The organism is Synechococcus sp. CS-1329 (assembly GCF_025128055.1).
GTDB lineage: Bacteria > Cyanobacteriota > Cyanobacteriia > PCC-6307 > Cyanobiaceae > Regnicoccus_A.
Window position 1 is genome coordinate 16,218 of the sequence record NZ_JAHLYS010000014.1, and the last position, 14,462, is coordinate 30,679.

General features: G+C 67.6%; 13 protein-coding genes. 4 read left to right on the forward strand and 9 right to left on the reverse strand.

What is annotated here, in order from left to right; genetic code table 11:
- The 7 genes from rsmD to KQ304_RS02150 all read right to left on the reverse strand — a co-directional run bounded on the left by rsmD (window position 1) and on the right by KQ304_RS02150 (window position 5,987).
- Window positions 1-576, reverse strand: a complete 576-nt coding sequence (gene rsmD, locus KQ304_RS02120) for a 16S rRNA (guanine(966)-N(2))-methyltransferase RsmD (protein WP_259735472.1) — start codon at window positions 574-576, stop codon at window positions 1-3.
- On the reverse strand, window positions 573-1,205 hold the full coding sequence (gene hisH, locus KQ304_RS02125; RefSeq protein WP_259735473.1) for an imidazole glycerol phosphate synthase subunit HisH: 633 nt from the start codon (window positions 1,203-1,205) through the stop codon (window positions 573-575). Before hisH ends, rsmD begins: the two co-directional genes overlap by 4 nt.
- Window positions 1,202-2,260 (reverse strand): LOG family protein, encoded by a 1,059-nt coding sequence (locus tag KQ304_RS02130; protein ID WP_259735474.1) that lies wholly within the window; start codon window positions 2,258-2,260, stop codon window positions 1,202-1,204. The genes hisH and KQ304_RS02130 overlap by 4 nt, the downstream gene beginning before the upstream one ends.
- Before the next feature lie 32 nt (window positions 2,261-2,292).
- Window positions 2,293-2,616, reverse strand: coding sequence for a thioredoxin (trxA, locus tag KQ304_RS02135; RefSeq protein ID WP_259735475.1), 324 nt, complete (start codon window positions 2,614-2,616; stop codon window positions 2,293-2,295).
- A gap of 213 nt (window positions 2,617-2,829) precedes the next feature.
- Window positions 2,830-3,993, reverse strand: coding sequence for a GuaB3 family IMP dehydrogenase-related protein (locus tag KQ304_RS02140; RefSeq protein WP_259735476.1), 1,164 nt, complete (start codon window positions 3,991-3,993; stop codon window positions 2,830-2,832).
- A 77-nt stretch (window positions 3,994-4,070) separates the two neighbouring features.
- Window positions 4,071-4,754, reverse strand: a complete 684-nt coding sequence (locus KQ304_RS02145; protein ID WP_259735477.1) for a CAAD domain-containing protein — start codon at window positions 4,752-4,754, stop codon at window positions 4,071-4,073.
- Window positions 4,755-4,823: 69 nt separating this feature from the next.
- On the reverse strand, window positions 4,824-5,987 hold the full coding sequence (locus KQ304_RS02150; RefSeq protein ID WP_259735478.1) for a homocysteine biosynthesis protein: 1,164 nt from the start codon (window positions 5,985-5,987) through the stop codon (window positions 4,824-4,826).
- Between the two features lie 68 nt (window positions 5,988-6,055).
- On the opposite strand from KQ304_RS02150, the gene gyrA reads away from it, so the two are divergent.
- Together gyrA and crtL are read left to right on the forward strand one after the other, a co-directional pair.
- Complete coding sequence (gyrA, locus tag KQ304_RS02155) at window positions 6,056-8,692, forward strand: DNA gyrase subunit A (protein WP_259735479.1); 2,637 nt, start codon at window positions 6,056-6,058, stop codon at window positions 8,690-8,692.
- The gene (gene crtL / locus KQ304_RS02160) at window positions 8,689-9,927 is read left to right on the forward strand and encodes a lycopene beta cyclase (protein WP_259735514.1); all 1,239 of its coding nucleotides are present in this window, start codon (window positions 8,689-8,691) and stop codon (window positions 9,925-9,927) included. The genes gyrA and crtL overlap by 4 nt, the downstream gene beginning before the upstream one ends.
- 14 nt (window positions 9,928-9,941) lie before the next feature.
- Here the strand turns inward: crtL and KQ304_RS02165 are convergent, their stop codons facing one another.
- Window positions 9,942-10,478, reverse strand: coding sequence for a universal stress protein (locus tag KQ304_RS02165; protein ID WP_311133878.1), 537 nt, complete (start codon window positions 10,476-10,478; stop codon window positions 9,942-9,944).
- Window positions 10,479-10,489: 11 nt separating this feature from the next.
- Window positions 10,490-12,070, reverse strand: coding sequence for a glycoside hydrolase family 57 protein (locus tag KQ304_RS02170; RefSeq protein ID WP_259735480.1), 1,581 nt, complete (start codon window positions 12,068-12,070; stop codon window positions 10,490-10,492).
- A gap of 99 nt (window positions 12,071-12,169) precedes the next feature.
- Here KQ304_RS02170 and KQ304_RS02175 point away from each other — a divergent pair, with 99 nt between their 5' ends.
- Both KQ304_RS02175 and KQ304_RS02180 read left to right on the forward strand, forming a co-directional pair.
- A complete protein-coding gene (locus tag KQ304_RS02175; protein ID WP_311133879.1) occupies window positions 12,170-12,781 on the forward strand; it encodes an NYN domain-containing protein in 612 nt (203 codons plus the stop codon).
- A gap of 39 nt (window positions 12,782-12,820) precedes the next feature.
- The gene (locus KQ304_RS02180) at window positions 12,821-14,443 is read left to right on the forward strand and encodes a 2-isopropylmalate synthase (protein ID WP_259735481.1); all 1,623 of its coding nucleotides are present in this window, start codon (window positions 12,821-12,823) and stop codon (window positions 14,441-14,443) included.
- Window positions 14,444-14,462 lie beyond the last annotated feature (19 nt).

Genomic DNA, 14,462 nt, shown 5'->3' on the forward strand with positions numbered 1-14,462 from the left:
TCAGGCTGCAGGCACCAGGATCATCAGGCCGCAACTGCCATAGCGCCGCTTGTCGCTCAGCTGCCAGCCGGCAGGAACTTCGGGGTAGGCGCTGCTGGAGCATTCCCACAACAGCTGTCCACCCGGAGCCAGCCAGCCCGAAGTGGCCACCGCTTCGGCCAGCGGTGCGTAGAGGGCTGAGGCGTAGGGGGGATCGGCATAGATCAGATCGAAGCCGGCGGCTGTGTCGGCTCCCAGCCGTTGTGCCGGGCTCTGGCCCAGCCACTGCGGCAGTGAGGCCCTGATCACCCGCAGGTCACAGCTGGGATTCACCCCGGCCTTGACGGCCTCCAGATTGCGCCGGGCGATGGCGAGGGTGGCCTGGTCGTGATCCACCGCCACCACCTGCCGGGCGCCGCGCTGCAGGGCTTCGCAGCCCATCACGCCGCTGCCGCAGCAGAGCTCGAGCCAGCGGCAACCGCTCAGGTCACTCGCCAACAGGTTGAGCACCGCCAGCCGCAGCCTGGAGCTGGTGGGGCGGGTCTGCTGTCCTGGCGGACTGATCAGCTTGCGACCGCCGCTGAGCTTCAGAGTCACGCTGCGCTCTGCTCCAGCCAGTGCAGCCAGCGCTGGAGCATGCGCTGCCCCTGGGGCCCCGACTTCTCAGGGTGAAACTGACAGGCCGCCAGGGACCCCTGCCACACCGCCGCTGTCACCGGTCGATCGGCGAACAGGACCGCGGCGGTGCTGCAGGTCGGATCGTCGGGAGCGGCGGCGTAGGAGTGCACGAAGTAGACCCAGGCCGCTGGATGTCCTTCGGGCAGCAGGGGGCTGGGGTTGGTGGAGATCAACGGCGCCCAGCCCATGTGGGGGATGGGATGTCCTGGCGTGGAGGGCAGGGCCCGCACCTGGCCCTTGAGCAGGCCCAGACCTGCCATCTTCCCCTCCTCGCTCCCCTCGAACAGCAACTGCAGCCCCAGGCAGATCCCCAGCAGGGGGCGTCCTCTGGTGCTCCACTCGCGCAGGGGCTCCACCAGCTGGGCCTGGTGAAGGCGCTCCATGGCTGGATCGAACGATCCCACCCCCGGCAGGATCAGCGCGTCGCAGGCCTCCATCGCCGGGGCATCGGGCACCGAAATCAGTTCAACACCAAGGCGCTCCACGGCCCGCGCCACCGAATGCAGGTTGCCCATGCCGTAATCGACCAGACCGATGCGAGCGCTCATGGCGGCGACCCCAGGCAGCTGCGCTGCTCGGGGTGGAGCAGATCGTCACAGCGGGGCAGATCGAGGGCGTTGATGGCGGCGATGAGTTGGTAGAGGCGGCCGGCGCGGCGTTGGTCGAAGTCGAAGCGCAGACAGGGCCGCAGCAGATCGTTGTCATCGCAGCTCTCCCCCAGCTCGAAATCGCCACTGCTCAGCAGGTCCTGGAAGCCGGAGCGGATCGCCAGCAGATCCGCTTCTGCAAGGGGCACGTGCAGAAGCAGCTCCAGTCCGTCGTCGCTGACGCGGGTGGTGTGGAACACCCGATAGAAGTGGCGGATCAGATCGATCGCCTCACGGGCGCTGCCGGCATGGCTGACCAGGCCACCGTCGTCCGGACCGATCAACCCCTCCCGCTCCAGCCCGCTGAGCAGGTCCTGGGGCCACTGTTGCCAGAGCTCCGATGCCGCGGGCGCCAGCAACACCACCGGAATCGGAGCCGTACGCCCCGTCTGGATCAAGGTGAGGGCCTCAAACAGTTCATCGAGGGTGCCGAAGCCGCCAGGGAGCACCACCAGGGCATCGCTCTCCCGCAGGAAGAACAGCTTGCGGGTGAAGAAGTAGCGAAAATCCACCAGCCGATCGCCTGCCGCCGCCACGTAGGGGTTGGGGGCCTGCTCGAAGGGGAGCTGGATGTTGAGGCCGAAGCTGTGTTCCGCTCCCGCTCCCCGGTTGGCCGCTTCCATCACCCCACCACCGGCGCCGGTGATCACCTCAAAACCAGCCGCCATCGCTTCACGGCCCACCTGTTCGGCCAGCTGATACGTGGAGCTCTGCGGCAGGCTGCGGGCTGATCCGAACACCGTGACCTTGCGGGATCTGCGGTGGGGATGGAACGCAGAGAGGGCGTCATGCAGATCGCTGAGTGCGCCGGAGATCAGCTGCCAGTCGGCCGTTTCATCGGCGATCCGGGCCATCTCCAGGATTGAGTGCAGCGACCGCTCGATCAACAGGCGGTGGGGGTGGTCAACGAGGGATTGGCCCAGCCGCTCCAGGGGGCCGGAGGCGGGCGACAGCACTGGAGTGGTGGCGGCAGGAGCGGAGGGACTGCTCAGAGGTATTTGGCGATCGTGCCGGAGAGGGTGTTCTTGGGTACCGCGCCCACCACGGTGTCCACTTTCTGACCGCCCTTGAAAATCATCAGGGTGGGGATGCTGCGGATGCCGTACTGGCTGGCGACGTTGGGGTTCTCGTCGGTGTTGAGCTTGAAGACCTTCAACTTGCCTTCGAATTCCTTGGCGATCTCGTCGACGATCGGGGCCACCATGCGGCAGGGACCACACCAGGGGGCCCAGAAATCAACCAGCACGGGCACGTCACTTTTGAGCACGTCCAGCTCAAAGGAAGCATCGGTGACGGCGGTGGCGCTGGACATCCGAGGGAGGGGACAAGGTACCTGGAATCTAGCAACGAGGCCCTTGAATCCCCCAGTTCGGCGGGGGGACCGTAGGAAGACAAAATGCCCGGACGCGCCGGGCGGGTTGGTGTGAGGAGTGTGCGAGCCGGAGCCCCCACAGCTTGAGGTTAACGCCCGTCTCCGCTGAGACTCCGTCGTTTCGGGCCGGGCGATCGCTCCAGCGGCGCGGATCTACTTGCCCATGCCCAGCTGCTGGGCTTTCTGATACACCTTGCCCTCGGTGAGCAGGGATGGAGCCACCACCACATCCACCTGTTGCATCTCCTTGATCGTGCGCGCACCAAGGGTTCCCATTGAGGTGCGCAGGGCACCGAGGAGATTCTGGGTGCCGTCGTCGAGGCTGGCGGGCCCGCGCAGGATCTTCTCAAGGCTGCCGGTGGTGCCGACGCTGATCCTGGTGCCCCGCGGCAGCACGGGGCTGGGGGTGGCCATGCCCCAGTGGAAGCCCCGGCCGGGGGCTTCCGTGGCCCGGGCGATCGGTGAGCCGATCATCACCGCATCGGCACCGCAGGCGATGCACTTGCAGATGTCTCCGCCGGTGACGATGCCGCCGTCGGCAACGATCGGCACGTACCGGCCGGTCTCCCGTTCGTGGTCGTCGCGGGCGGAGGCGCAATCGGCCACGGCTGTGGCCTGTGGGATGCCCACTCCCAGCACGCCCCTTGAGGTGCAGGCGGCACCGGGGCCAATGCCCACCATCACCGCGGCGGCGCCGGCACGCATCAGCTCGAGGGCCACCTCATAGGTGACGCAGTTGCCGATCACCACTGGAATGCCGAGATCACGGCAGAGGGCGGCCAGATCGAGGGTCTCGCGGCCGGCCGGACCGATGTGGTCGGTGGAGACCACCGTGGCCTGGACAAAAAAGAGATCGGCGCCGGCTTCGGCCACCGCCTGACCGAAGCGCAGGGCTGCCGCCGGGGTGGCACTGACGGCGGCGATGCCCCCGCCGGCTTTGATCGCCGCGATGCGCTGGCGGATCAGGTCTTCGCGCACGGGCTGCGCGTAGAGCTCCTGCATCAGCGGCACGAAGGCTTCCTTGCCCACCGCCGCCATGCGATCCAGGATCGGATTGGGGTCGTCGTAGCGACACTGGACCCCCTCGAGGTTCAGCACCCCCAGGGCCCCGAGCCGGGACAGTTCCACCGCCATCGCCACATCGACCACACCGTCCATGGCGCTGGCGATGATCGGGATCTCCCGCTCAATGCCGGCAATGGTCCAGCGACTGTCCGTCACCTCGGGATCCACGGTGCGACCGCCGGGCACCAGGGCGATCTCGTCGATCCCATAGGCGCGGCGAATGGTTCGGGATCGACCTAACTGAATGGACACCACTGGGGTTTCTGCAGTCGGGCCAAGCTATCAACCGGTCTGGCCAGTCCAAGGCTGCAGCAACCCTGAGGCTGACCTCAGGGTTGACCGCGAAAGGCTGCCCAGCGCTGCCGCCACGAGGCCAGCAGAGCCTGTCGGTCGCTGCTGCGCGCCAGGCGGGTGAGCCCGAAGCGGCCCAGCCAGATCACCCCGGCCAGCTCCAGCAGGCCCGGCAGCAGGGGCAGGCTCTCGATCGCCCCCAGCAGGGCGGCGTAGATCCGCAGCAGCAGCAGCAGACCCACAAAGCCCGCCAGCAGCTTCAGGGGGCCGGCGTACTGGTGCAGCAGCTGCTGGATGTCTCCCTGGCTGAACCAGTCGCGCAGTTTGCCGCGCAGCAGCTCCCACTCGCCGCCTCCGTCGCTGGCGGCACTGTCTTCGCTGGCAGGGATGGAGAGGCTGCTGGCCACGGCTGGATCGGCCGTGGGCTCCACAACCGGCGTGGACTCCACAACAGCAGTGGGTTCCACAACAGGAGTGGGTTGAACTTCTGGTTCAGGGGCGGGCTGGGCCGTGGCTGGAGGCTCAACTGAAGCCTGGGGCTGGGCCTGGGCCTGGGGCTCAGGCTCAGGCTCAGGCTCGCCTGCTGCCTGGGGAGCTGGATCAGCCACGGGCTCGGTGGCTGGCGCTGGCTCGGTGCCAGGACCCCCCTCACCGAAGGCAGGCGGGGATGGCGGGTCCTGGCCCTGCTCGGGCTCATGGGATGCAGCTGAGGACTCGACCATCGGTTATCAGGCAAAACCGCCGGTGGAGCTTACGTCGTTTCCTTCGGCTTGTTCATGCTGCCGCTGCCCTCAGCCTTCGAGGGGAATCAGGCCCGGGCGATCACTGAGGGGGAGCAGGGGAAGTCGCAGGGGAAAGGAGCCCTCACGCAGGCGCTGGATCAGTTCGGCGCCGATCTCCTCGGCCAGGCGCGGACTGTGGGCCGGGGCGCAGCGCAGCCTGCGGGCGTCCACCTGGATCTCACCGGCGAGCAGGTGGCTGTAGGGAACGAAGCCGAAGCTGGGCCGGATCCGGCGGGGGATGGAAAAATCGAGCACGGGGGCCTCGAGCTGGTCGTCGCCGCAGGCGGCCTGGCGGGCCACGGCCAGATTGATCAGAGGAACCGGTGCTGCGATCGCCACCAGCAGGGCACTGCCGTGGCCTTCGAAATGGCAGGGGCGGATCCACTCGGCCTTCAGGTCCGCCAGATCGACGCTCAGCGCCGCCACGGCCCCCGGCCCACGGGCATGGCCGCTGGGCAGCCGCCGGATCTGAGGCTGGTGGCCGCTGCCGGCGCCGATCACCCAGCCGATCGCCCCGGCCACCAGCACCGGTGAGCCTGGGCCCAGCAGGCTGAGCCCAGGCATGGTCAGGCCGATGCTGCGGCAGCCAGCACTGCTGTACAGGGCGCTGCCATAGGGGCCCAGCAGGGGGCCGTAGGGGCTGTGGGTGACCCCCTCGGCGCTGCTCACGGCCACGATGCCGTTCTCGCTGATGGCGCGATGCAGTAGCAGGCGTGCCACACCAAGACGGTCGAGCTGAAGACGGGTCTGCAGTTCCCGGCGCGGATGCAGGGTCGTGCCTTCGCCACTGGCCACCAGCTCCACCTCCAGCCCCGCCAGCAACCTGGCCAACACCTGGGCGCCGCCCTGCTGCTCCGGGTCCGAGATCCCGCCCCCGATCGGCAGGGTCAGGCCGCCGCTGCCGCTGGCTCCGAGGGCCAGCACCCCGTCCAGCCGCGCCTCACGCAGGCGCATGGGCGGATCACAGGGGCCGAGGCTGAGCTGGAGCGTGGCCTGATCGCTGAACTCGGCATTGGCCGCCACCACCACATCGGTGCTGGCATACGCCGTCTCCAGTCCTTCGGCGGCTACCAGGGCGCGGAACTCCGCGCCGTCGCGCACCGCCAGGTCACCGGTGCTCTGGCGCTCCAGCAGCTGCGCTTGTGTGCGGGAGCTGGGGGGGGCGGAGCTCATCGGTGCAGGCAGCCTGAAGACGGTGGACCCAGCCTCGCTTAACCTGGCCTTCGGCAGTGTGGTGCGAGATGGCGGATCCAACGGGTCCCGGCGAATCCGACGGGCGGATCATCCAGACAGACCTGCGCAATGAGATGTCGCGCTCCTATCTGGAGTACGCGATGAGCGTGATCGTGGGCCGGGCTCTGCCCGATGCCCGCGACGGGCTCAAACCGGTGCACCGGCGCATCCTCTACGCGATGTACGAGCTCGGTCTCACCAGCGATCGGCCCTACCGCAAGTGCGCCCGGGTGGTGGGCGAAGTGCTCGGCAAATACCACCCCCACGGGGATACGGCCGTCTACGACGCCCTGGTGCGCATGGCCCAGGACTTCTCGATGCGCATGCCGCTGATCGATGGTCACGGCAACTTCGGCTCGGTCGACAACGACCCTCCGGCGGCGATGCGATACACCGAATCACGGCTGCAGGCCCTCACCACCGACAGCCTGCTGGAGGACATCGAAGCGGAAACCGTCGATTACATCGACAACTTCGACGGTTCCCAGCAGGAACCCACGGTGATGCCGGCGCGGGTGCCGCACCTGCTGCTGAATGGCTCCTCGGGCATCGCGGTGGGTATGGCCACCAACATTCCCCCCCACAACCTCACCGAACTGATCAATGGCCTGCTGGCCCTGATCGCTGATCCTGATCTTGAGGAGAGGGCCCTGCTGGCGCTGATCCCCGGGCCTGATTTCCCCACCGGCGGCCAGATTCTCGGCCGCCGCGGCATCCGCGAGACCTACACCACCGGCCGCGGCTCGGTGACCATGCGCGGAGTGGCCGCGATCGAAACGCTGGAAATTCCCGGCCGCCCCGATCGCGATGCGGTGATCATCACCGAACTTCCCTATCAAACCAACAAGGCGGCGCTGATCGAGCGCATCGCCGAGATGGTGAATGATAAGAAGCTCGATGGCATTTCCGACATCCGCGATGAGAGTGATCGCGATGGCATGCGCATCGTGATCGAGTTGCGCCGCGATGCTTATCCGCAGGTGGTGCTCAACAACCTGTTCAAGCTCACGCCGCTGCAGAGCAACTTCAGCGCCCACATGCTGGCGCTGGTGAACAGTGAGCCGGTGCTGCTCACCCTGCGGCGCATGCTCGAGGTGTTCCTCGAATTCCGCATCGAAACAATCGAGCGGCGCACCCGCTATCTGCTGCGCAAGGCCGAGGAGAGGGACCATATCCTGCTGGGTCTGCTGCTGGCGCTCGATCAGCTCGATCCGATCATCGCCCTGATCCGGGCGGCCTCGGATGCGGCCACAGCCCGCCTGCAGCTGCAGGAGCGCCATGGCCTCAGTGAGATTCAGTCGGATGCGATTCTGCAGATGCAGCTGCGCCGGCTCACAGCCCTTGAGGCCGACAAGATCCGTCTGGAGCATGAGGATCTTGTCACCAAGATCGCTGATTACAAAGACATTCTGGGCCGGCGTGAGCGCGTGCTCGCTTTGATCGAAGCGGAGTTGGTTCAGCTGCGCGAGCGCTATCCATCGGAGCGCCGCACCGAGATCCTTGATCTGGAGGGTGGGCTCGAAGACATCGATCTGATCGCCAATGAGCGGTCGGTGGTGCTGCTCACCGAGAACGGCTACCTCAAGCGCATGCCGGTGAGCGAGTTCGAGGCCACCAGCCGCGGCACTCGCGGCAAGGCCGGCACCCGCAGCCAGGGTGAGGAGGCCGTGCGGCTGTTCATCAGTTGCAACGACCACGACACCCTGCTGCTGTTCAGTGATCGTGGTGTGGTCTATGCCGTTCCCGCCTATCGGGTGCCGGTGGGCAGCCGCGGTGCCAAGGGCACTCCGGTGGTGCAGTTGCTGCCGATTCCCCGCGAAGAGCAGATCACGTCTCTGGTGGCGGTGAGTGCCTTCGACGACGATGTTCAGCTGCTGATGCTCACCAGCGGCGGCTACATCAAGCGCACCCGGCTGTCGGCTTTCGCCAACATCCGCTCCAACGGCCTGATCGCCATCAGCCTCGAAGAGGGCGACGCCCTGCGCTGGGCACGGCTGGCCCTGCCGGGTGACAGCGTGCTGATCGGCTCCCTCAAGGGCATGACGATCCACTTCCGCCTCACCGATGGCGAACTGCGCCCCCTGGGCCGCACCGCCCGTGGTGTGCGCGCCATGGCCCTGCGCAGTGGCGATGAGCTGGTGAGCATGGACGTGCTGCCGGCCGAACTGGCGGATCAGGTGGCCAGCTCGTCGGCTTCGGCCGGCGAGGAGGAGGAGCCTCCGGAGGCCGGTGAGAGCGCCGAGGGCCCCTGGGTGCTGGTGGCCTCCGCCAGTGGGCTGGGCAAGCGGGTGCCGGTCACCCAGTTCCGTCTGCAGCGCCGGGCCGGCCTGGGCCTGCGTGCCATCAAGTTCCGCCGCGATGGTGACGTGCTGGTGGGGCTGACGGTGATGGGCGCCGGCGAGGAACTGCTGCTGGTGAGTGAGCGGGGGGTGATCGTGCGCATGCAGGCCGACAACATCCCCCAGCAATCGCGGGCCGCCACGGGGGTGCGCCTGCAGAAGCTCGACAGCGGTGATCGTCTCAGCGAGGTGGTGCTGGTGCCCCCGGCCCCCGACGACGAAGAGCTCGCCGATGTTGCTGAGGCCACTGATCCCGCTGCCAGCGCAGACACCTCTGAGATCCCCTCGCCACCGGAGTCCCCCTGACACCAGCCTCCGCCGTCGATGTGCTGGTGCTCGGGGCCGGTCCTGCGGGGCTGGCCATCGCCAGCGAGCTTGTCCCCCTCGGCCTGAAGGTGATGGGGCTTTCGGCAGACGACCCCACCAGCCCTTGGCCGAACACCTACGGCATCTGGGCAGCGGAGCTGGATCAGCTCCACCTGTCCCATCTGCTCCAACACCGCTGGTCGAATTGCGTCAGCTACTTCGGCGCCGATCCTGTGGCCCTCAGCCGCGACTACGGCCTGTTTGATGCCGACAAACTTCAGCGCCACTGGCTGGGGCGTTGCTCCGGCATGGACTGGCGGCGGGGTCTGGCGGCTGAGCTGAGCCACGATGCCCAGGGCTCCCAGGTGACCACCCGGGAGGGGGAGGTGCTCAGGGCCCGCCTGGTGATCGACACCACGGGCCACGATCCGGTGTTCGTGCAACGGCCGGCCCTGGGGCCGGTGGCGGCCCAGGCGGCCTATGGAATCGTGGGCACCTTCACCGCGGATCCGGTGCCGCCGGGCCAGTTCGTGTTGATGGACTACCGCAGCGAGCATCTGAGCGCGGAGGAGCGCCAGGGACCCCCCACGTTCCTCTACGCCATGGATCTGGGCGAGGGGCGTTTCTTTGTGGAGGAAACCTCCCTGGCCCTGGCGCCACCGGTGCCCATTGCGGTGCTTCAGGACCGCCTGCAGCGGCGGCTGGCCCACCGGGGCGTGGCGGTGCTGCAGCAGGAGCACGAGGAGCGCTGCCTGTTTCCGATGAACCTGCCCCTGCCCGACCTCAGCCAGCGGGTGCTGGGCTTCGGAGGAGCCGCCAGCCTGGTGCACCCCGCTTCGGGTTACCTGGTGGGCTCCCTGCTGCGGCGCGCCCCTGGCCTGGCGGCTGCCATTGCCTCAGGCCTGGCACGGCCCGACCTCGACGCTGCCCAGGTGGCCGAGCTGGCCTGGGCCACCCTCTGGACCCCGGAGCTGGTGCGCAAGCACGGCATTTACCAGTTCGGCCTGGAGAAGTTGATGCGCTTCTCCGAGCAGGAGCTGCGCCAGTTCTTCAGCACCTTCTTTGACCTGCCCCAGCGTCAGTGGTATGGATTTTTGAGCAACACCCTCAGCCTCAGCGAGCTGGTGGTGGCGATGCTGCGCCTGTTTGCCAAGGCACCGGCAGCAGTGCGCTGGGGACTGATGCAGCTGAAGGGACGCGAAGCGGCCCTGCTGGGGCGAGCCCTGCGGGGATAGCCGCTGCGCCGCCCTCAGCGGAACACCAGCACCGGTAAGGGCGCATGGATCAGCATCCGCTGGGTCTGGCTGCCCAGCAACAGACCGCTCAGGCCCCGGCGGCCATGGGAGGCCATGAAGATGAGATCGCAGCCGTGCTGAGCAGCCGCCTCGATGATGGCCTCATGGGGCAGATCGTTGATCACCCCCTCACCGCTGCAGGGCACACCGGCACTCTCGGCCACCGCCTGAGCGTCCGCGAGAATTCGCTCGGCATTCTCCCGTGCCACCACGCTGAGGTTTTCCAGCGTGCCGGCATCGAGCATGGTGCCGGTGCCCACCATCGACACCGGCAGGACACTGCGGGCATTGAAGAAGGTGAGGCGCGCACCCATCTCCTTGGCGAAGGCCACGGCCCCATGGACGGCCTTGGCTGAGACGTCGGATCCGTCGATGGGAACGAGCAGATGGGAGTACATGGCTGCAGGCCTGGAGGTGGCCAGCCCGGAGAAGTCCTTGGCCGAAAGCGTACCCGGGCTGGTGCCGAAGCCCCTCGCTTCAGCGAAGGGCATGGAAGCTCAAGTCAGTCAGCCGGTAATCTGATGGCGGTGGCCCAGTCCGCCGCGTTCAGCTGGGGCAGCAAGCCGTCTTCGGCCTCGATGGCCTCCAGCCAGCCCTCAGGCAAGGCCATGCCGGTCTCGATGGCGTGCATCAGTCTCCAGAAACGATCGAGATGGCGGTGGATCCGCTCCCGGGCCAGCTCGGTGGTGGTGCCGGCCCGCAGGATGAAGCTCCAGTCAGAGCTCTGGGCCAGCAGCAGCTCCCGCCCCGCCTGGGTGAGCTGGCGCCGCTGGCTTTCGGTGGCCACGCCGCCGTTCACCCGCTTGACCATGGCGGCGGAGGCCCGGTGCCACTCCGGCACCACCCAGGCATTGCTCTGGTGGAGCCAGTAGTGGTGGTACCCCCCCTGGCCCCAGCTGGAGGGGGAAGGGCGGCAGACCTGCAGGGGGTCCCCCCGTTCAAGGACACGGCGCAGGCTGCTGAACTCCACACCGGCGCTGGGTCCCTGGCGGAACAGCTCGGCCAGAAACAGGGGTCCCTCGTACCACCAGTGGCCGAACAACTCCGCGTCGAAAGGTGCCACCAGCAGGGGGGGGCGGGCCATGGCCGCAGCCAGGACCTCCAGCTCCTGGCTGCGGCCGGCCAGGTAAGCGCTGGCGTGCTCCACCGTGCGGCTGGCCGCCGCCTGCGGGTCGTAGGGCAGCTTGCGATCGAGCGCGGAGCCCTGGCTGCTGACCCGGTGCAGCTTCAGGCCCAGGGGCCTGGAGCTGGTGATGCCCTGGGCGTGCAACTGGGCTTCGCTCAGGTCCCAGCCCAGGTCGCGGTGAAATTCCCGGTAGTGGCCATCGCCTGGATAGCCCTCCGAGGCCGACCACACCGGCAGGGTGGCGGAGCCATCGCGGCCAAAGAAGGCAAGGCCCGCCGGTGAGCAGATCGGCGCGTACACCCCGTAGCGCGGCCGCGGCAGGGCATGCAGCAGGCCATGGGCATCGAGCACGGCATAGCGCAGGCCGCACTGCCGCAGCAGCAGATCAAGACCTTCGTAGTAAGCACACTCCGGCAGCCAGATGCCCAAGGGGCGCTCCCCCAGCAAGCGCTGGTGTTCGCGCACGGCATTGATCAGCTGGGCCCTCACCGCTTCGGGGCTGTGGCGCAGCAGCGGCAGGTAGCCGTGGGTGGCGGCGCAGGTGAGCAGGTCGAGCACCCCGTCCTGCTGCAACTGCCGGAAGCGCTCCAGCAGCCGGCCGCCGCTGGCGAGCCAGCCCTCTCGAGTGTTCTCGAGGGTTTCAGCCAGAGCGCTGGCGGCACCGCGCAGGCTGGACGGAGCCAGAGCCAGCAGGCGCTGGCGCTGGGCGATCCAGTCGGGGAAGCGTGCGCTCAGCACCGGATCGCTGATCAGGCTCAGCAGGGTGGGCGAGAGCCCGAGGCTGAGGTGGGGCTGCTGGGCGGGATCATCCCGGCTGGCTTCCAGCACCCGCAGCAGGGGCAGATAGCTCTCGAGCAGAGCCTGGAAATACCAGTCTTCCTCCAGGGAGCCGGGCCGACTGTTCCGGACGAAGGGGAGATGGGCATGAAGGACCAGGGCCAGGGTGCCTGTGGCCATCGACCATCCATCAATGAAGCCACCTTACGGGCCCCCCTTGTTTGGTCTCCGGTGCTCAAAGTTCTTTACGCTGGAGCCATGAGGCCAGGCGGGGCACAGGTGGAGCAAGGCACGATCCGACGCGTGGTGATCGTGGATGGTCACGGCATGTTCTATGCCCAGCAGAAGCTGGGCTGGTTCTTTGATCCCCGCCGCCTGCTGGAGATGGCCAGTGCCGGACCTGACGTGGAGCTGGACGGCGCCTACTGGTACACGGGCCTGAAGGATCCGACCGATCAGCGGCCGTTCCGCGATGCCCTCACCAGCCTGGGTTACACGGTTCGCAGCAAACCCCTGCGCGAGTTCGGTGCGGATCCTGAGCACCGCCAGTTCGCCCGGGCGAACCTGGATGTGGAGATCTGTCTGGATCTGATGCTGGTGGCCCATCGCCTTGATGAGGTGTGGCTGTTGAGTGGCAGCCGGGATCTGGAGCGGGTGGTCGAAACGCTGCGGGCCAGGGGAGTGCGGACCACGCTGCTGAACACCGATGGCATGGTGCCCAGGGAGCTGCGCAACGCCGTGGATGTGTTTGTGGACCTGGCCGGGCGGCGCAAGCAACTGGAGAAGGCCGAAGCCGCCCAGGTACCGGTGTTCCACCGGGAGCTGGTGCGCCGCCCGCAGGAGCGTCTGGAGGGCAGTTCCTTGGAGGTGGCGGTCGCGCCGTCCCTCTAGGATCCCCTTAACTCATACTCACATCGACTTGTAACGGTCATGGCCAAGGATCCCGGCCGGGTCTTGATCTTCGACACCACCCTCCGGGACGGTGAGCAATCCCCCGGGGCCAGCCTCAACCTGGAGGAGAAGCTGGCGATTGCCCACCAGCTCGCCCGTCTGCGGGTCGACATCATCGAAGCCGGCTTCCCCTTCGCCAGTCCCGGTGATTTCAATGCGGTGCAGCGCATCGCCGCTGCCGTGGGCACCCCCGAGGGGCCGGTGATCTGTGGCCTGGCCCGGGCGGCCCGTGGTGACATCAAGGCCTGCGCTGAGGCGGTGACCCCCGCCGCCCGGCGACGCATCCACACCTTCATCGCCACCAGCGACATTCACCTCGAGCACAAGCTGCGCAAGACCCGCGCCGAGGTGGTGGCGATCACCGCCGAAATGGTGGCCTACGCCCGGTCCGTGGTTGAAGATGTGGAGTTCTCCTGCGAGGACGCCGGTCGCTCCGATCCCCACTATCTCTATGAGGTGATTGAGGCCGCCATCCGCGCAGGCGCCACCACCATCAACATCCCCGACACCGTCGGCTACACCACGCCGGCTGAATTCGGGGGTCTGATCGCCGGCATCGAGGCCCATGTGCCCAACATCGATCAGGCGGTGATCTCGGTGCACGGCCACAACGACCTGGGCCTGGCGGTGGCCAACTTCCTCGAGGCGGTCAAAAACGGTGCCCGCCAGCTGGAGTGCACGATCAACGGCATCGGTGAGCGGGCCGGCAACGCCTCCCTCGAGGAGCTGGTGATGGCCCTGCATGTGCGCCGGGCCTACTTCAACCCCTTCCTCGGCCGCGAGGCCGGCAGCACGGAGCCACTCACGGGGGTGCGCACCGAGGAGATCTACAAGACCTCCCGGCTGGTGAGCAATCTCACCGGCATGGCCGTGCAGCCCAACAAGGCGATCGTGGGGGCCAATGCCTTCGCCCATGAATCGGGCATCCACCAGGACGGCGTGCTCAAGAACCGCCTCACCTACGAGATCGTCGATGCCCGCACCATCGGCCTGGCCGATAACCGCATCTCCCTGGGCAAGCTGAGCGGCCGCAGTGCCTTCCGGGCGCGGCTGGAGGATCTCGGTTACACCCTCGAGCGCGACGACCTCGACGAGGCCTTCGCCCGTTTCAAGGAGCTGGCTGATCGCAAGCGCGAGATCACCGACCGGGATCTGGAGGCGATCGTCAGCGATCAGGCCCAGCAGACCGAGGCCCGCTATGTGCTCAAGCTGGTGCAGGTGAGCACCGGCACCAACCTGCGCCCCACCGCCACCGTCACCCTCACCACCAGCGATGGGGCTGAACTCACCGAGGCCGCCATCGGCACCGGTCCGGTCGATGCCGTCTACCAGGCCCTCAACAGCCTGGCGCGGGTGCCCAACGAGCTGGTGGAGTTCAGCGTCAAGTCGGTCACCGAAGGCATTGATGCCATGGGCGAGGTCACGATTCGGCTGCGCCACCAAGGGGTGCTCTACGCCGGCCATGCCGCCGACACCGACATCGTCGTGGCAGCGGCCCAGGCCTTCGTCCATGCCCTCAACCGGCTGGTGCATGGGATCGATCGCCAGCCTCTGCATCCCCAGAAGGCCTCTCTGCCGGTGGCGGAGCTGCCGCGGCTGTGAAGGACCAACGACCTCTCTG

Coding starts and splice junctions, on each gene's coding strand:
- hisH (WP_259735473.1), bottom strand. CDS start 1,205: ATGAGCGCTCGCATCGGTCTGGTCGATTACGGCATGGGCAACCTGCAT.
- trxA (WP_259735475.1), bottom strand. CDS start 2,616: ATGTCCAGCGCCACCGCCGTCACCGATGCTTCCTTTGAGCTGGACGTG.
- KQ304_RS02145 (WP_259735477.1), bottom strand. CDS start 4,754: ATGGTCGAGTCCTCAGCTGCATCCCATGAGCCCGAGCAGGGCCAGGAC.
- KQ304_RS02150 (WP_259735478.1), bottom strand. CDS start 5,987: ATGAGCTCCGCCCCCCCCAGCTCCCGCACACAAGCGCAGCTGCTGGAG.
- gyrA (WP_259735479.1), top strand. CDS start 6,056: ATGGCGGATCCAACGGGTCCCGGCGAATCCGACGGGCGGATCATCCAG.
- KQ304_RS02165 (WP_311133878.1), bottom strand. CDS start 10,478: ATGCCCTTCGCTGAAGCGAGGGGCTTCGGCACCAGCCCGGGTACGCTT.
- KQ304_RS02170 (WP_259735480.1), bottom strand. CDS start 12,070: ATGGCCACAGGCACCCTGGCCCTGGTCCTTCATGCCCATCTCCCCTTC.
- KQ304_RS02180 (WP_259735481.1), top strand. CDS start 12,821: ATGGCCAAGGATCCCGGCCGGGTCTTGATCTTCGACACCACCCTCCGG.